The 16,391-nt window shown below is 44.6% G+C and carries 17 protein-coding genes and 3 tRNA genes; 13 read left to right on the top strand and 7 right to left on the bottom strand.

All coding sequences use genetic code 11. The features are described from left to right. Positions 1-25: 25 nt before the first annotated feature. From yajC to secF, 3 genes are read left to right on the top strand one after another with little or no spacing between them, the layout of a single operon-like run. Complete coding sequence (gene yajC / locus E8Q33_RS10430; RefSeq protein ID WP_069296629.1) at positions 26-358, top strand: preprotein translocase subunit YajC; 333 nt, start codon at positions 26-28, stop codon at positions 356-358. 48 nt (positions 359-406) lie between these two features. Continuing rightward, positions 407-2,263 (top strand): protein translocase subunit SecD, encoded by a 1,857-nt coding sequence (gene secD / locus E8Q33_RS10425; RefSeq protein WP_069296630.1) that lies wholly within the window; start codon positions 407-409, stop codon positions 2,261-2,263. A gap of 14 nt (positions 2,264-2,277) precedes the next feature. Then, positions 2,278-3,228, top strand: coding sequence for a protein translocase subunit SecF (secF, locus tag E8Q33_RS10420; RefSeq protein ID WP_069296631.1), 951 nt, complete (start codon positions 2,278-2,280; stop codon positions 3,226-3,228). Between the two features lie 31 nt (positions 3,229-3,259). On the opposite strand, the gene E8Q33_RS10415 is transcribed toward secF, so the two are convergent. Next, positions 3,260-3,487 (bottom strand): hypothetical protein, encoded by a 228-nt coding sequence (locus E8Q33_RS10415; protein WP_069296632.1) that lies wholly within the window; start codon positions 3,485-3,487, stop codon positions 3,260-3,262. 283 nt (positions 3,488-3,770) lie between these two features. Here E8Q33_RS10415 and E8Q33_RS10410 point away from each other — a divergent pair, with 283 nt between their 5' ends. The 6 genes from E8Q33_RS10410 (at position 3,771) to E8Q33_RS10385 (ending at position 9,887) form a co-directional block, all read left to right on the top strand. Then, positions 3,771-4,568: an ABC transporter substrate-binding protein gene (locus tag E8Q33_RS10410; protein ID WP_069296989.1), complete on the top strand. Its 798-nt coding sequence runs from the start codon at positions 3,771-3,773 to the stop codon at positions 4,566-4,568. Between the two features lie 27 nt (positions 4,569-4,595). After that, complete coding sequence (locus E8Q33_RS10405) at positions 4,596-5,552, top strand: PQQ-dependent catabolism-associated beta-propeller protein (RefSeq protein WP_136554632.1); 957 nt, start codon at positions 4,596-4,598, stop codon at positions 5,550-5,552. A 125-nt stretch (positions 5,553-5,677) separates the two neighbouring features. Next, on the top strand, positions 5,678-6,190 hold the full coding sequence (locus E8Q33_RS10400; RefSeq protein ID WP_136554630.1) for a hypothetical protein: 513 nt from the start codon (positions 5,678-5,680) through the stop codon (positions 6,188-6,190). Next, on the top strand, positions 6,191-7,546 hold the full coding sequence (mpl, locus tag E8Q33_RS10395; protein ID WP_136554629.1) for a UDP-N-acetylmuramate:L-alanyl-gamma-D-glutamyl-meso-diaminopimelate ligase: 1,356 nt from the start codon (positions 6,191-6,193) through the stop codon (positions 7,544-7,546). Further along, positions 7,539-8,147 (top strand): UbiX family flavin prenyltransferase, encoded by a 609-nt coding sequence (locus E8Q33_RS10390; RefSeq protein WP_069296985.1) that lies wholly within the window; start codon positions 7,539-7,541, stop codon positions 8,145-8,147. Before mpl ends, E8Q33_RS10390 begins: the two co-directional genes overlap by 8 nt. Before the next feature lie 72 nt (positions 8,148-8,219). Continuing rightward, positions 8,220-9,887: a formate--tetrahydrofolate ligase gene (locus E8Q33_RS10385; RefSeq protein WP_136554627.1), complete on the top strand. Its 1,668-nt coding sequence runs from the start codon at positions 8,220-8,222 to the stop codon at positions 9,885-9,887. Here E8Q33_RS10385 and ubiB read toward each other — a convergent pair whose 3' ends face one another. The 6 genes from ubiB to hslV are packed head-to-tail and all read right to left on the bottom strand — an operon-like array spanning position 9,888 to position 15,160. Continuing rightward, a complete protein-coding gene (gene ubiB, locus E8Q33_RS10380; RefSeq protein ID WP_136554625.1) occupies positions 9,888-11,555 on the bottom strand; it encodes a ubiquinone biosynthesis regulatory protein kinase UbiB in 1,668 nt (555 codons plus the stop codon). Continuing rightward, positions 11,552-12,154, bottom strand: a complete 603-nt coding sequence (locus tag E8Q33_RS10375; protein WP_136554623.1) for an SCP2 domain-containing protein — start codon at positions 12,152-12,154, stop codon at positions 11,552-11,554. The genes ubiB and E8Q33_RS10375 overlap by 4 nt, the downstream gene beginning before the upstream one ends. Before the next feature lie 3 nt (positions 12,155-12,157). Next, complete coding sequence (gene ubiE / locus E8Q33_RS10370; protein WP_069296982.1) at positions 12,158-12,904, bottom strand: bifunctional demethylmenaquinone methyltransferase/2-methoxy-6-polyprenyl-1,4-benzoquinol methylase UbiE; 747 nt, start codon at positions 12,902-12,904, stop codon at positions 12,158-12,160. Between the two features lie 7 nt (positions 12,905-12,911). Next, positions 12,912-13,277 (bottom strand): gamma-butyrobetaine hydroxylase-like domain-containing protein, encoded by a 366-nt coding sequence (locus E8Q33_RS10365; RefSeq protein WP_136554621.1) that lies wholly within the window; start codon positions 13,275-13,277, stop codon positions 12,912-12,914. Positions 13,278-13,286: 9 nt separating this feature from the next. Continuing rightward, positions 13,287-14,612 (bottom strand): ATP-dependent protease ATPase subunit HslU, encoded by a 1,326-nt coding sequence (gene hslU, locus E8Q33_RS10360; RefSeq protein WP_069296980.1) that lies wholly within the window; start codon positions 14,610-14,612, stop codon positions 13,287-13,289. 2 nt (positions 14,613-14,614) lie between these two features. Beyond that, complete coding sequence (gene hslV, locus E8Q33_RS10355) at positions 14,615-15,160, bottom strand: ATP-dependent protease subunit HslV (RefSeq protein WP_069296979.1); 546 nt, start codon at positions 15,158-15,160, stop codon at positions 14,615-14,617. Positions 15,161-15,327: 167 nt separating this feature from the next. Here hslV and E8Q33_RS10350 point away from each other — a divergent pair. The 4 genes from E8Q33_RS10350 to E8Q33_RS10335 all read left to right on the top strand — a co-directional run. Beyond that, positions 15,328-15,412, top strand: a tRNA-Tyr gene (locus E8Q33_RS10350). Positions 15,413-15,436: 24 nt separating this feature from the next. Beyond that, positions 15,437-15,510 (top strand) — tRNA-Gly (locus E8Q33_RS10345). A 20-nt stretch (positions 15,511-15,530) separates the two neighbouring features. Then, positions 15,531-15,606, top strand: a tRNA-Thr gene (locus tag E8Q33_RS10340). Positions 15,607-15,684: 78 nt separating this feature from the next. Further along, positions 15,685-16,391, top strand: a 707-nt coding sequence (locus E8Q33_RS10335) for a GTP-binding protein (RefSeq protein ID WP_136554619.1), incomplete at its 3' end; no start/stop codon positions are given.

The raw sequence follows: 16,391 nt of genomic DNA, 5'->3' as shown, positions 1-16,391 counted from the left end.
TATTTGTCAGTTTAGAGGAAACACGATGGATTTTCTGATTTCACCGGCTTTTGCTGAAGCTGCGGCGTCACAATCTGGCTCACCAGGCTTGTTGGATTTCGCCTTTCCAATCATTTTATTAGTATTGTTTTATGTGATGTTGATTCGTCCTCAACAAAAACGTGCTAAAGCCCACCGCACCATGCAGCAAGCCTTGGCTAAAGGTGATGAAGTTGTCACTGACGGTGGTTTGATGGGAAAAATTAATGACATTAACGACAACGCGATCAACCTGCAAATCTCCGATACGGTTGAAGTAAAAGTGCGTCGTGAATCAATCAATTCTGTGCTTCCTAAAGGCACATTGAAAAAACTGTAATGAAAAGAGGCTGCCTGCGAGCAGCCTTTTTGATATCTGGATCTTAAGATGAACCGATACCCCCTCTGGAAAAACCTATTGGTTGTGGCCGTCATTGTCATCGCCATTATCTATGCTATGCCAAATCTCTTTGGTGATGATCCTGCGGTACAGGTTTCTGCTAGCAGACAAAATACTGTTGATTTGCAACTAGCCAATGAAATTGAATCAACGCTGAAACAAGCAGAAATTCCCTACAAAGGCGTAGTGCTTGAAGAAAATCGTTTATTGATTCGTTTCAGTGAAGCAAATGATCAGCTTAAAGCGCGTGAACTGATTCAACAAAGCCTCAGTGCCGATGATTACATTGTGGCGTTAAATCTTGCGCCCAATACACCACCCCTCTTGCGGTCTTTGGGTGCAAAGCCAATGAATCTTGGTTTGGATTTACGTGGCGGCGTGCATTTCCTGATGGAAGTGGACATGGACACAGTATTAAAACAAACACTTGAAAGTTATGGCAGCGATATTCGAATTTTGCTTCGCGATAAGACAATTCGTTACACGCAGGTGAATGTGAATGGGGATGTCTTAACCTTCGGGTTTCGTGAAGAAGCTGACCGTGATGCGGCTATTCGGGAAATCAATCGTGAACATAACGAAATCAATGCAGTAATAGACGAAAATGCGGATCGTCCAACGGTAGCGATTCGGCTAAATGAAGCTACCGTTCGTGAAACGCAAAGTTTGGCATTACAGCAAAATATTACGACTTTACGTAATCGCATTAATGAACTGGGTGTGGCTGAGCCAACGGTTCAACAGCAAGGACAAGAGAGAATTGTTGTTCAATTACCAGGAGTTCAGGATACGGCTCAAGCGAAAAAGATCCTTGGCGCGACTGCAACATTGGAATTTCGCTTAGTTGATTTTGAAAATGATGTTCAAGACGCGATAAACGGCCGTGTCCCTGCTAATTCAGAACTGTTCTATCATCGTGATGGCAGACCTTATCTGTTACACAAACGCGTCATGTTGACCGGCGAACACGTTATTAATGCTGCTTCAACAATTGATGGTCAAACTGGCTCGCCAGCTGTATCGGTGACCTTGGATGGTAAAGGTGCCCGAATCTTCAGCAATATTACCCGTGACAATATCGGTAACCCAATGTCAGTGGTATTTATTGAGTCAAAAATTGAAACTCAGATAATCAATGGTGAAGAAGTCAGTGTACGGCGTCAGCTACCGGAAATTATCAGCGTTGCGACTATCCGTGATCAGTTGGGTAAGAAGTTCCAGATCACTGGTTTAGATGGTACGACCGAAGCGCGTGATTTAGCCTTGTTGCTCCGTGCGGGTGCATTAGCTGCGCCTATTGATATTGTTGAAGAACGCACTGTCGGCCCGAGCCTCGGACAGGAAAACATTGATCAGGGTTTTGCTTCGGTAATGATTGGTTTTGCTCTGGTGCTGGTCTTTATGATCATCTGGTATCGGGTGTTTGGCGCGGTGGCCAACTTGGCTCTTGCAGCCAATCTGGTGTTAATTGTTGCGTTGTTGTCGATGTTACAAGCCACACTGACCATGCCTGGTATTGCTGGTATTGTTTTGACGGTAGGTATGGCGGTTGATGCCAATGTGCTTATTTTTGAGCGTATTCGTGAAGAGTTGAGAATGGGTAACAGCCCACGTGCCAGTATTGATGCCGGTTACGCTAAAGCATTTTCTACTATCGCCGATGCGAATATTACGACATTGATCGCTGCAATCGTATTGTTTGGTTTTGGTACCGGTACTATCAAAGGCTTTGCTGTTACTCTTACGCTAGGTATTTTGACGTCGATGTTTACCGCTATTGTTGGTACTCGCATGGTTATTAACCTTATTTATGGTCGCCAACAACGACCTAAATTGTCTATTTAATTAAGGCTTGTGTCATGCATTTATTGAGCAAAGAAACAAACATTAATTTCGTTGGAATACGCAAGTTTGCATTAGCATTTTCAGCTATCTTGTTAATTATTTCGGTTTATTCAATCGTCACAAATAGTCTGAATTTTGGTATCGACTTTACCGGCGGCACCATGATTGAAGTCGGCTATCCTCAACCCGTCGATTTGGGCGAGATTCGAACTACCCTGGAGCAAGGTGGTTATGAAGATGCGATGGTACAAAATTTCGGTTCGCTAACTGAAGTTTTGATTCGCCTTCCAGTGATTGAAACCGAAAATATGGCTGAAATTAGTAACCAAGTCGTTGCGCTATTACAGTCAGAACAAACTGAAGCTATTGAAGTAAGAAGGGTCGAGTTTGTCGGGCCACAAGTAGGTGAAGAGCTTGCTGAAGATGGTGGTTTGGCAATGGTATATGCCTTAATTGGTATCCTTATCTACGTGGCATTACGTTTTGAATATCGTTTTGCTATAGCGTCAGTACTGGCCTTGGTTCATGACGTTGTCATTACAGTGGGTTTTTTCTCTTTATTCCGTCTGGATTTTGATCTGACGGTGTTGGCAGCCATCTTGGCAGTTATCGGTTACTCTCTTAATGACACCATCGTTGTCTTTGACAGGATTCGGGAAAGCTTTTTGAAAATGCGTAAAGCCGAACCATTGGAAGTCATTAATACTTCTATTAACGCCACGTTAGGTAGAACAATCATGACATCTATGACTACCTTATTGGTTGTCTTGTCATTATTTATTTTTGGTGGTGAAGTAATCCATGCTTTTGCAACGGCGTTGATGATTGGGATTTTAGTGGGTACCTATTCATCTATTTATGTTGCAGGTACGGCCGTGCTGTTAATGGGCGTTACAAAAACCGACCTGATGCCGCCAGAGAAAGATGATGGCGAAGAAGTTAATCCTGATGGAAGTCAGGTGTGATGATTGAGGAGGCCCGCTATGCGGGCCTTTTTTATCGGTAATTTTTGGCTGGTATAGATTGGATGTAATCATCCCGTTGACTGCGAGCATTTTCTATCGATACAACATTATCTGAGACTGGATGTTCTTCGTTATGTTGCGTTTCAACTTTGAGTATACGCAAACCTTCGTAGTTACTTTGATAGCTCATAAATGTGGCAAATTCCTCCAAGCCTTGTCTGATTTGCCTTAGGTCTAATTCCAATGCTTTATTTTTCATTAGATTCACTCAGTATTTAGTAAAAGTATTAGCGGCCCTCCTTCGGGAATCTTGAGTCAAATTACCATGTATGAATTTCAAAGTGGTTCATATCAACCATTTTTTAGACAAGAAGAAATGCTAATACTTTACATGTGACGTTAAGTTATTGATATATATGGTGTTAATTGTTTTCCGATGGGGTTTGGTGGGATAAATTCCTTAGTTGTTAAGGATTTTTCTGATTATCAAAGACATCTAAGTAAGTATCTTGGAGATGGTTTTGTAATGTAAGGAGAGATGAATGAAACACATAAAAAAATATGGCTTATTCCTGGCCTTTGCTTGGCCACAGTGGACAGTGGCCAGCGAAATTGATGTCACGATGCACTATGTCGGACCAACCGATGGCCAAGTATGGCTGGGAGTTCAACAGGGAATTGAAGAAGCTAATTTGCAAGGTGGCTTTTTAGGTCAGAAGTATCAAGTAAAAGTTGTTGAGCCAAATGAGCTAGAGTCGACCAATGTTGAAACGGTCGTCTTACTGGCAACGGATGATGATTACATCATGAAAGTTGCTCAATCAGATAAGTTTGCTGCCATACCAGTTATCAATCTCATTTCGAGTTCTGATGCGTTGCGTGATGTCTGTTTACCAAATTTATTGCATGTGACGCCGAGTGAAAGCATGCGTGCAGATGCGCTGGCCCAATGGCAAGAAAAGAATTCAGATAAGCCTGCTAAGGTTCAAAGTTGGCACGAAGATTTTGTGAAATTTGCGGCAAGTCAATTGAATAATCGTTTTGAGAAAAACCAAGGCGAAGAGATGACCGATGACGCATGGGCGGGGTGGGCTGGAACCAAAATGGTCGCCGATTCAGTAGTACAAACCATGCAATATGATGCCGCATTTATGTTGAATCATCTTAAAAACGATCTGGTGTTTGATGGTCAAAAAGGAGATAACACAAACTTTCGTGAAAACGGACAGTTACGTCAAATCCTTTTAATGGTTGATAACGATAATAAAATTGTTGCTGAAGCACCGCTTCGTGGTTTTGAAGGTGGTTTAGATAGCCTCGGCAAAGTAACATGCAAGTAATGCGAGAAATATTAAGGAGAACGATGAATGAAATTTAAAACCCTTTTACTAAGCTCAATGATTTTGGCAAGTACTGCTGCAGCAGCAGAACCGACCCACCGTTTGTTTGCAACAAACGAAAGAGATAATACCGTCAGCGTTATTGATTCTCGTACCAATAAAGTTGAAGCCACTATTGATGTAGGTCAGCGTCCCCGTGGTATCGGTTTATCACCAGATCAAAAACATCTGTATGTCGCTATCAGTGATGATAACGCCATCGCAGTTGTCGACGTAAATACGTTAGAAGTGCTAAGAACACTCGATTCTGGTGATGATCCTGAAACATTTGGTGTCAATCCAGTTAATGGACACATTGTTATCTCCAATGAAGATGATGGTGAAGCGACCTTCCTTGATCCGAAAAGTAACGAAAAATTAGCTGTTGTTAAAGTTGGGATTGAACCTGAAGGTGTTGCTGTTTCTCCAAATGGTAAATATGCCTTGGTTACCAGCGAATCAAGCAATATGGTGCATATCATCGATACCAGCAGTTATGAATTGGTTGCAAATTTAGTGGTTGCTGCCCGTCCTCGTGGTCTAGCATTTAACAGTGACGGTAGTCTGGCCTATGCGACTAGTGAAATTGGTAACGAAGTGGCCATCATTGATATGGAAACTTTGAAAATCACCAAGAAAGCACCGATTGATGTAGAAGAATCTAAGCCGATGGATATCAAAGTAAGCCCTGATGACACAATGTTATATGTCACCACAGGTCGTGGTAACTCAGTTGCCTTCTTGGATGCGAAAACGCTGGAATTAAAAGGTAATGTTCCAGTGGGTAACCGGGTTTGGGGTTTGGATATCTCTAAAGATGGTTCGACGCTTTATACCGCGGATGGGGTAAGTGGAACAGTTTCTGTTGTCGATACCGCGAAAATGGAGCGAATTGAGACTATTAAAGTCGGAGCATTCCCTTGGGGAGTAGTTCTGGACGACTAGTTTCTGAAACATAGAAAATTAAAACCCGGCGACGTAATGCGTTGTCGGGTTTTTTTTATGGATGAAAATCAAACAATGACAAGAAAAATTTTGTGAACGATTGCTGACGCGCTATGATGCCGCACATGAAATTGATACTGCGATTTACGGATATTTGCCTGTTCAGATCTGGACCAGATAGTCTTCCAGCGAATAATCAACTAATGCAATTGGTATTGTTGGCCTATTTTTGTGTCAGCGTATTAATTAATCAGATTGATATGTCTCTGCGGATCAGCTTATGGTCAGGGATTAGTGATCTGCTTGTTTTAATGACCTTCCTCTATTTATTACTTCGGTTCAATCATTTCTTGCCGCGCTATCAACAGACTTTGATGGCTATGGCGGGTACTGGCAGTCTGTTAGGATTGCTGGCTATGCCATTGTTATGGGCATTTCATCAGTATGCAGAGCAATCCGATACGGCAAATTTTATTTTGTTTGCACTGATGCTGGTGATGTTTTGGAGCTTGATGATTACCGCGCATATTATTCGTCGTACCCTCGAAACATCTGCTCCAAAAGCGGTTGCTTTAACTGTTTTATATGTATTTGTCGCCATCATTTTCAATGGCCTAGTCATGTCTGGGGTGGCTTAAATGCATATTCATATATTAGGCATCTGCGGCACATTTATGGGCGGACTGGCTTTATTAGCCCGAGAACGTGGTTTTACAGTTTCCGGTTCGGATGCCAATGTTTATCCACCAATGAGTGATCAGTTAGCAGCTGCCGGTATCGACGTTATGCAAGGCTATTTTGCTGAACATCTGCAACCAGCACCCGATATGGTAGTGATGGGCAATGCGATGTCTCGTGGAAATCCTGCAGTAGAGTATGTTCTCAACCAAGGATTACCCTATATTTCTGGACCACAATGGCTGGCGGAAAATATTCTGGTTAATCGCTGGGTTTTAGCGGTATCAGGTACCCACGGTAAAACAACAACCAGCAGTATGTTGGCCTGGATTCTTGAATATGCTGGCATGCAGCCCGGTTTTTTGATCGGTGGGGTGCCGGGTAATTTTGGTCAATCTGCCGCTATCGGTAATACGCCTTTTTTTGTGATTGAAGCCGATGAATATGACACGGCTTTTTTTGATAAACGCAGTAAGTTTGTCCATTATCGTCCACGCACTTTGGTAATTAATAATCTGGAATTTGATCATGCGGATATCTTTGCTGATTTAGCTGCCATACAAACTCAGTTTCATCACTTGATTCGCACTGTGCCTGCTGAAGGACTGGTGATCACACCATGTGGTGTTCCTGCCATTGAACAGGCTCTGGAACGTGGCTGTTGGACACCCAGACAGACTTTGGATGGTATAGAGGCAGACTGGCAATTAACTGAAATGGCTGAAGATGGCCATTGTTTCACCGTGCAGTATCAGCAGCACAGTGCACAGGTGAACTGGTCATTACTTGGCAAACATAATGTTAATAATGCCTTGGCGGCAATAGCTGCCGCACATCATGTCGGTGTAACTGTTGAACATGCCTGTGAAGCATTAAATCAGTTTAAAGGGGTTAAGCGTCGTCTTGAACTGCGTGGTGAACGGCACGGCATCAAAGTCTATGATGATTTTGCTCATCATCCAACGGCGATTGCCACAACATTACAAGGCTTGCGTGCCAATATTGGTAATCAACGATTGATTGCCGTATTAGAGCCACGTTCCAATACGATGAAAATGGGCGTTCATGAACAGACTTTAGCCGCCTCACTAGAAGCGGCTGATAAGGTTATCTTGTATCAGGATCCACAGTTAACCTGGTCGTTAGACAGTATTCAACAACAACTGGGTGACACCTCAGTCTTGCATCGAAGCATTGATGATGTCGTTGCTCAATTGGTCAGTCAAAGCAAATCTGGCGATCATATTGTTGTAATGAGCAATGGTGGTTTCGGCGGTATACATCAAAAAATTCTGGATGCATTGGACAATGACTGATCCTCAGCAAATTGCGTTAGCTATTACTGGCGCGTCAGGCGCGCCTTATGCCAAACGTTTATTGGAGCAATTGTTGCTACAGGGAATAACAGTACATCTGATGATTTCCGCTGCTGGGCGGATTGTATTAGCGGATGAACTGGACTGGAAATTACCAGCACGCGCTGCCGATGCGACAAAAGTCTTAGTCACACAATTTGGCTGTCAACCTGAACAATTAAAGCTTTATGGAGAGCAGCAATGGTCATCGCCACTTGCCAGCGGCTCGCATTCAGTTCCGACGATGATTGTCTGTCCCTGCACCATGGGAACACTGTCGGCAATCGCTTGTGGCGGCAGCGATAATCTGATTAATCGTGCCGCGGATGTCATGATTAAAGAGCAACGCAAATTAATCGTTGTTCCAAGAGAAGCACCATTCTCACCAATTCATCTGGAAAATATGCTGAAACTTTCTCGACTGGGTGTATGTATCATGCCCCCCAATCCCGGTTTTTATTTTCGGCCGCAGACTCTCGAAGATATTGTTGATTTTGTGGTGGCCAGAATTCTTGATCAAGCCTCAATAAAACACCAGTTGATGCCACGCTGGGGCGAATAATTAGCGGCCGGAATACAGGGCCATAAACTAAGTCGCGTATAATGCCCGCAGAGCCAAAATTCGGAAAATAGCATGTCAGATATTGAAATCGCCCAACAAGCCACAATGCAGAATATTACCGAGATCGCCACGCAAAAATTAGGTTTGCAGGTCGATGATCTGGATAGCTACGGCCGTTATAAAGCCAAAGTATCTCTGCAGGTGATGGACGATTTGGCAACAAAGCCCGATGGTAAATTGATTCTGGTTACTGCCATCAGCCCAACACCAGCAGGTGAGGGCAAAACCACCACAACTATTGGATTAAGTGACGCGCTCAACCGAATTGGCAAACAAGCTACGGTTTGTGTTCGTGAACCCTCTATGGGCCCTTGCTTTGGATTGAAAGGTGGCGCTGCGGGCGGTGGTTATTCGCAGGTGGTGCCGATGGAAGATATCAATCTGCACTTTACCGGTGATTTTCACGCTATCGCTGCGGCACATAACTTGTTGGCAGCAATGATTGATAACCATATTCATCATGGCAATGCACTGCAATTGGATACCCGCAAGATCACCTGGCAACGGGTGGTCGATATGAACGATAGGGCATTGCGTCAGATCACGATAGGTATGGGGGGGCCTGCCAATGGTTTTGTGCGTGAAGACAGCTTTGATATTGTGGTTGCCTCCGAAGTTATGGCGATTTTCTGTCTGGCATCCTCTTTATCCGAATTAAAACAGCGGCTCGGCAATATATTGATTGGTTATTCAATTGATGGCACGCCAAGATATGCCAGTGATTTAAATGCTCATGGAGCCATGACTGCGCTGCTAAAAGATGCGATTAAACCGAATCTGGTACAGACGTTGGAAAATAATCCAGCGTTTGTCCACGGTGGACCTTTCGCCAATATTGCACACGGCTGCAATTCGGTCATTGCCACCAAAATGGCGTTAAAGCTCAGTGATTATGTGGTGACCGAGGCAGGCTTTGGTGCCGACTTGGGGGCTGAAAAGTTCATTGATATCAAATGCCGTAAAGCCGGTATCCGTCCTGATCTGGCGGTAGTTGTCGCCACGGTAAAAGCATTGAAATATCACGGTGGTGTTAATGTCCCAGATCTGGCAGCGGAAAATCTCACGGCACTTGAGAAGGGACTGACCAACCTGCGTAAGCATTTACATAATTTACAAAACGAGTTTGGTCTGGAATGTGTGGTGGCGATAAACCATTTTATTCAGGACACGGATGCAGAAATTGCATTGATTAAAGAGGCTGTTGAAGCCATGGGGGCGACGGCTGTTCTGGCCCGACACTGGGCTGAAGGTGGTGCGGGAGCTGAGTTACTGGCTCGGACAGTTGTTGAAAAATTAGAGAAACCGGGTAAATGCGAACTGCTGTATAGCGATAGTGCAACGTTGTGGGACAAAATTAATGCTGTTGCCATGAGATTGTATGGCGCTAATGAAGTGATTGCCGACAAAAAAGTACTGAAAAAACTGGGCGAATTTCAATCGCTGCATGGTGATATGCCGGTATGTATGGCAAAAACACCTTATTCGTTTAGTAGCGATCCCAGCTTACGCGGGGCCCCTGACCAACATACATTGACCATTCGGGATGTGCGTTTATCACGAGGCGCAGGCTTTATTGTCGTGCTTTGCGGCGATGTGATGACTATGCCCGGTCTGCCTAAAATTCCTGCGGCAGAGCGAATCGATATTGATGATAAAGGTGTGATCAGTGGTTTGTTCTGATTAATCGGAACTGCGCAGGCTGAAATAAAGCATCAATCCACCCCAAAGCCCCAGAACCCAGCTGAGCACCGGCATGCCGGCCAACATATTGGATGAATAACCATCCAGCCCTTTAATTATCGCTGCACCCACTATAAAGGCTGCACCACTGACTGCGGTGGCAGTTCGATAACTGGAATGACGAACTTCACGGCGGATCTTTTCCAAATCCTGTGATGATAATTGCATATGCAATTGTCCAGCCTGAGCTTGTTTGGTTAAATCATGCAGCATTCTGGGCAATGTCGGTAAAGTCTCAGCCCAGGTCGGTACTTCTTTCTGCAGCGATTTGACTGCTGCTTGCCAGCCAAGCTTTTCTTTCATCCATTGTTCCAGAATGGGTTTGGCGGTTTGCCATAAATCCAGATCGGGATAGAGGTCACGTCCCAGTCCTTCAATATTCAACAGTGTTTTTTGCAGTAACACCAGTTGTGGTTGGATCTGCATATTAAAGCGTCGGGCAGTCTGAAACAGTCTCAACAAAAGCTGTCCGAATGAAATCTCTTTCAATGGACGGGCAAAAATGGGCTCGCAGACACTGCGAATGGCCGATTCAAATTCATCCATCCGTGTTTCTGCCGGAACCCAGCCTGACTGGATATGCAGTTCGGCCACCCGGCGATAATCATGGTTGAAAAACGCCAGAAAGTTTTCCGCCAGATAACGCTGATCATCAGGTGACAGAGTGCCCATAATGCCAAAATCAATGGCGATATAACGCGGTAACTGGGGATTGCTGACATCGACAAGAATATTGCCTGGGTGCATATCAGCATGAAAGAAACTGTGTCTGAATACCTGGGTAAAGAAAATCTCCACCCCGATAGTGGCAAGCAATTCCAAATCGATATTATGTTGTTTCAATAACGCGATATTACTTATCGGCGCGCCGAATACCCGTTCCTGCACCAGCAGGTTAGGTTTGGTTAATGACCAGTAAACTTCGGGAACATACAATAAGCGTTCATCAGCAAAATGTCGTTTAAGCTGTGACGCGGATGCCGCTTCACGTAACATATCCAGTTCATCAAACAGATTTTTTTCCAGCTCGGCAACCACCTCACGAGGACGTAGACGTTTGCCTTCAGACCAGTATTTTTCCGCTAAACCAGCCAGTGTATAAAGCAGGTCGACATCACGGCGAATAACTTTCTCAATACCAGGACGGACTAATTTTAGAATGACCTGCTTTCCATCAGCCAACGTAGCGGCATGTACTTGAGCGATTGACGCAGAGGCCAGGGGATCAGCATCAATATGACTGAAAATACGTTCTGGTTCGCCTTCTTCATAGGCAGCGTGAATAAGTGCTAATGCAATATCGTTAGGGAAGGGCGCAACTTGATCCTGCAGTTTGGCCAGTGAATCAGCGATATCTTCCGGTAATAAATCACGGCGGGTAGAAAGGATTTGACCAAACTTGACAAAAATTGGTCCTAAATCCTGCAACGCCAGACGAATTCGCTCGCCTCTAGGCAAGTCGGCTTTATGACGCCAGCGATAAGGTGAAAACCAGCTCAGGAAACGATAGGGGCGGAAAAAGTGTATTGCCAGAATTAGTTCGTCGAGACGATGTCGGCCCAAAACATGATTTATCTGCAATAAACGTCCGAATTGACTGAGTTTCATGTTTTTTTCTCGATAATGTTTTGCAGTCGTTTGATTCGGGCTTCCAGTCTATCGGCATCGGCACGAAGCACATCCACATGTTGCATAAATCGCGCTGTTTGCGATTTGTCGGGTAAATAGTGACTTTCTTCTCTGAGATATTCCGCCACACTTTGTTCGAATTCCGAGCGATTGTATTTCAACCAGTCAAAGCCTCGACGTAGACTTTGGGCTAATGGATAAGCCAATGTATCACCGGTTAATCGAGCGAGTTGCTGTTCCCAGTCGAAATCAAAGTGTTGTTGCCAGTCCTGTAATTGTTTAGCGAACTGGACATCACCGAGGATCTGAATCTCGTTGGAAAATAGGCTGTCTGGTTGCTGTAAAAGTTTCAGCAAGGCAAAACTATCTGCTTTGATCATTAAATCAGCGACATGTTCTTCGGCCATTTCTAATAGAATTTGGTCATCGGTAAATCTTGCGATAACAGCAATATTAAGATTAGTGATATCAATGCGAATACTGCGTTTGGCAAAGCGCTGAAGTTGTTTATGGCTTTCCATATCAAAGCGCAATGCATGATTCAATGCCATTTCAAGCGGCTTTAACAACAGGCTCATGACTTAGAATTTATAACCACTGTGTAACGCCACAATGCCCGCAGACATATTGATAAAGTCCACACGCTCAAAGCCGGCATCTTCCATCATTTTTTTCAGACTAGGTTGATCAGGGTGCATGCGAATTGATTCGGCCAGATAGCGATAACTTTCGGCATCATTGGTAAACAGTTTGCCAAGTGCCGGTAGCACTTTGAATGAGTAGGTATCGTAAAGTGGGGTTAACCAGCTGGCAGGTTGGGAGAATTCCAGTACCATTAATTTTCCACCTGGTTTGAGTACTCTTAACATTGAGGCGAGTGCTTTATCTTTATCGGTGACATTACGCAGGCCAAAGGCGATGGTGATGCAATCAAAGGTGTTATCAGGAAACGGCAATGCTTCAGCATTGGCCTGAACATATTCAATATTGCCGGCTTTACCAAGGTCAGTCAGACGATCACGACCAACATTGAGCATGGAAGCATTAATATCAGCCAACACTACTTTACCGGTTGGTCCAACCATTTCGGCGAACTTGGCAGTCAAATCACCGGTACCACCGGCAATATCCAGCACTTTAGCGCCTCGCCGCACATTGCTGTTATGCAAGGTAAATCGTTTCCAAAGCCTGTGAATGCCCATTGACATCAAATCATTCATTAAGTCATAGCGACCAGCGACAGAATGAAATACTTCGGCGACATGTTTGGCTTTTTCATTGGTCGGAACCTGCTTAAAGCCAAAATGTGTAGTGTTATTGTCTTCCATAAGTCCCTCAGGCGTCTTGCTGACGTTCATAACCTTCAGCCATCAACTTTTCCAGGTAGGTTTGCCAGTACTCATCCTGATGCATGGAAAGCTCATAAAGATAATCCCAGCTGAACAACCCACTGTCATGACCATCATCGAAATAAATTTTAATGGCGTAATGGCCAACTGGCTCAATATTGCTGATGCCAACCTTTTCCTTTTGCACCTGCAATACTTCCTGCCCCGGTCCATGTCCCTGAACCTCGGCGGAAGGCGAGTGGACCCGCAGAAACTCGGCAGATAGCAAATAGTGCTGATCACCGTAAACTAACTCCAGTTTACGGGATTGTTTATGCAGTTGAATTTCACTTGGCAGTGGAGCCTGGCTCATAAAAGTCCTTTAAAGAATATAGCGTGACAGGTCTTCATCCTGCACCAGCTCTGACAGCTGCTGACTGACATAATTTTCATCAATGACAAATTTTTGTCCTGATTCTTCACCAGCCTCATAGGAAATATCTTCAAGTAGCCTTTCAAGCAATGTATGTAAACGACGTGCACCGATGTTTTCGGTCTTTTCATTGACTTGCCAGGCAAGCTCAGCAATTCGTTTGATGCCATCTGGGGTAAAGCTTAAATCAACCGATTCAGTACCCAGTAATGCTGAATATTGTTCTGTCAGCGATGCATCCGGTTCGGTTAGAATTCTGACAAAATCATCAGTTGTCAAAGCATTAAGTTCTACTCTTATGGGTAATCGGCCCTGTAGTTCCGGAATCAAATCAGAGGGTTTACTCAGATGAAAAGCTCCAGAAGCAATAAACAGAATATGGTCGGTTTTCAGCATGCCGTATTTGGTGGAAACCGTACTGCCTTCGACCAACGGTAGTAAATCACGTTGCACACCGGCACGCGAGACATCTGCACCACTTCCGCCGCCTTCTCCACGGTGGGTTATTTTGTCGATTTCGTCTAAAAACACAATACCGGTTTGTTCAACTCGATTGATAACTTCGGCTTTTAAATCTTCCTCATTAATCAGTTTAGCCGCTTCTTCCTCGCTCAATAGCCGCATGGCTTTAGCTACCGTAAGTTTGCGAGTAGATTTGCGCTGATTACCCATGCTTTGAAACATGTCTTGTAACTGGCTAGTAAGCTCTTCCATACCTGGCGGTGTCATGATCTCGACCCCCATTTGATGCTGAGCTAACTCCAATTCGATTTCTCTGTCATCCAGTTTGCCTTCGCGCAACATCTTGCGGAATTTCTGCCGGGTATTAGATTCTTCTTCGGTTAAGGTGCCACGAGCCGGAGTAAGCAATACGTCAAGAACACGCTCTTCTGCAGCATCCAAAGCGCGAGGCTTAGCTTCGCTGATAGCATTCTCTCGCAGCATTTTCATCGCGCTTTCTGCGAGGTCACGAATAATGGATTCGACATCACGGCCCACATAACCCACTTCAGTGAATTTAGTGGCTTCTACTTTAATAAAAGGAGCATTAACTAGAGAAGCAAGTCGTCGGGCAATTTCTGTTTTACCTACACCTGTTGGACCGATCATCAGAATGTTTTTAGGAGTCACTTCATGTTGTAAGGTGGCATCCAATTGCTGACGACGCCAACGATTACGTAATGCTATAGCAACAGCTTTTTTAGCTTCGTGTTGTCCGATGATGTGTTTATCTAATTCGTGAACAATTTGTTTGGGCGTTAATGATTGATTCATGATTATTTGTTGTAATCCAATGTTTCAATGGTGAGGTTATGATTGGTGTAAATGCAGATATCAGCAGCGATATTCAAGCCTTTTTCAACAATCTCACGGGCCGATAAATCGGTGTTCTGTAGTAATGCAGTAGCAGCTGCCTGGGCGAATGGTCCGCCAGAACCAATTGCAATCAGGCCATTTTCAGGTTCGATAACATCGCCGTTACCAGAAATAATTAATGATGCTTCGGCGTCTGCAACAGCAAGTAAGGCTTCAAGCCGGCGCATCATTCTGTCAGTACGCCAATCTTTTGCCAGCTCGAGTGCGCTTCTGGTCAAGTTACCTTGGTGTTTTTCCAGTTTAGCTTCAAAACGTTCAAACAAGGTAAATGCATCGGCAGTACCACCGGCAAATCCAGCAATGACTTGATTATGGTATAAACGTCTGACCTTGCGGGCATTGCCTTTCATGATGGTATTGCCAAGACTGACCTGACCGTCACCACCAATGACTACCTGGCCGTCACGACGATATGAAAGGATCGTGGTGCCACGGTATTGCTCCATAAAAAACTCCAATGCGAAAGATAAAAATAGCCCAGCAGTATACTATGCCGTCGGTTCTGATGCAGTTGGTAATCCGTTTTACTGGGACTTAAGAGACTTTTGCCATTTAAAAGTGAGATAGTGGTTGACAGCGAGCGGGTATTTCCGGAAAATGCGACCTCTTTAGTGGAGGGGTTCCCGAGCGGCCAAAGGGATCAGACTGTAAATCTGACGGTTCTACCTTCGGAGGTTCGAATCCTCCCCCCTCCACCATTTTATTTGAGAGTTTACTATTTTGCGGGTGTAGTTCAATGGTAGAACTCCAGCCTTCCAAGCTGACTATGTGGGTTCGATTCCCATCACCCGCTCCATTTTAGTTTTGGAAGATTTGGCCCGCATAGCTCAGTCGGTAGAGCGCATCCATGGTAAGGATGAGGTCATCAGTTCGATTCTGATTGCGGGCTCCATTTTTTATTTTGATTGGGCAGGGACTACCTTGCCTGTTTTTGATTTTAACAATTAAAAAGTTTGGCGGGGAGACTGGCATGTCTAAGGCAAAATTTGAACGTACAAAACCCCACGTAAACGTGGGCACCATTGGTCACGTAGACCACGGTAAAACTACCCTGACGGCAGCAATTACGAAAGTAATGGCTGAAGCATCAGGTGGTGAATTCAAAGATTACGCGGATATTGATAACGCACCGGAAGAAAGAGAGCGCGGCATCACCATTGCGACAGCGCACGTTGAGTACGAAACACCTAATCGTCACTACGCTCACGTAGACTGCCCAGGCCATGCTGACTATGTTAAAAACATGATCACAGGTGCAGCACAAATGGACGGCGCGATTTTGGTGGTTAACGCTGCTGACGGTCCGATGCCCCAAACCCGTGAACACATTCTGTTATCACGTCAGGTTGGCGTACCATACATCATTGTTTACTTGAACAAAGCAGACATGGTTGATGATGCTGAATTGATTGAACTGGTTGAAATGGAAGTCCGTGAGTTATTGGACAAATATGATTTCCCAGGTGATGACACCCCGATCATTGTTGGCTCAGCGTTGAAAGCATTAGAAGGCGACACCAGCGAAATTGGTGCACCTTCAATTCACCGCTTAGCAGAAGCAATGGATACCTACTTCCCAGAGCCGAAACGTGCCATTGATGGTGCATTCTTAATGCCTATCGAAGACGTCTTCTCTATCTCTGGTCGTGGTACCGTTGTAACCGGTCGTGTAGAGCG

It is taken from the genome of Methylophaga sp. SB9B (genome assembly GCF_004832235.1).
Taxonomy (GTDB): Bacteria; Pseudomonadota; Gammaproteobacteria; order Nitrosococcales; family Methylophagaceae; genus Methylophaga; species Methylophaga muralis.
Note: the sequence above shows the minus strand (reverse complement) of the source record. Positions and strands in the feature narration are given on the sequence as shown.

Coding starts and splice junctions, on each gene's coding strand:
- yajC (WP_069296629.1), top strand. CDS start 26: ATGGATTTTCTGATTTCACCGGCTTTTGCTGAAGCTGCGGCGTCACAA.
- secD (WP_069296630.1), top strand. CDS start 407: ATGAACCGATACCCCCTCTGGAAAAACCTATTGGTTGTGGCCGTCATT.
- secF (WP_069296631.1), top strand. CDS start 2,278: ATGCATTTATTGAGCAAAGAAACAAACATTAATTTCGTTGGAATACGC.
- E8Q33_RS10415 (WP_069296632.1), bottom strand. CDS start 3,487: ATGAAAAATAAAGCATTGGAATTAGACCTAAGGCAAATCAGACAAGGC.
- E8Q33_RS10410 (WP_069296989.1), top strand. CDS start 3,771: ATGAAACACATAAAAAAATATGGCTTATTCCTGGCCTTTGCTTGGCCA.
- E8Q33_RS10405 (WP_136554632.1), top strand. CDS start 4,596: ATGAAATTTAAAACCCTTTTACTAAGCTCAATGATTTTGGCAAGTACT.
- E8Q33_RS10400 (WP_136554630.1), top strand. CDS start 5,678: ATGAAATTGATACTGCGATTTACGGATATTTGCCTGTTCAGATCTGGA.
- mpl (WP_136554629.1), top strand. CDS start 6,191: ATGCATATTCATATATTAGGCATCTGCGGCACATTTATGGGCGGACTG.
- E8Q33_RS10390 (WP_069296985.1), top strand. CDS start 7,539: ATGACTGATCCTCAGCAAATTGCGTTAGCTATTACTGGCGCGTCAGGC.
- E8Q33_RS10385 (WP_136554627.1), top strand. CDS start 8,220: ATGTCAGATATTGAAATCGCCCAACAAGCCACAATGCAGAATATTACC.
- ubiB (WP_136554625.1), bottom strand. CDS start 11,555: ATGAAACTCAGTCAATTCGGACGTTTATTGCAGATAAATCATGTTTTG.
- E8Q33_RS10375 (WP_136554623.1), bottom strand. CDS start 12,154: ATGAGCCTGTTGTTAAAGCCGCTTGAAATGGCATTGAATCATGCATTG.
- ubiE (WP_069296982.1), bottom strand. CDS start 12,904: ATGGAAGACAATAACACTACACATTTTGGCTTTAAGCAGGTTCCGACC.
- E8Q33_RS10365 (WP_136554621.1), bottom strand. CDS start 13,277: ATGAGCCAGGCTCCACTGCCAAGTGAAATTCAACTGCATAAACAATCC.
- hslU (WP_069296980.1), bottom strand. CDS start 14,612: ATGAATCAATCATTAACGCCCAAACAAATTGTTCACGAATTAGATAAA.
- hslV (WP_069296979.1), bottom strand. CDS start 15,160: ATGGAGCAATACCGTGGCACCACGATCCTTTCATATCGTCGTGACGGC.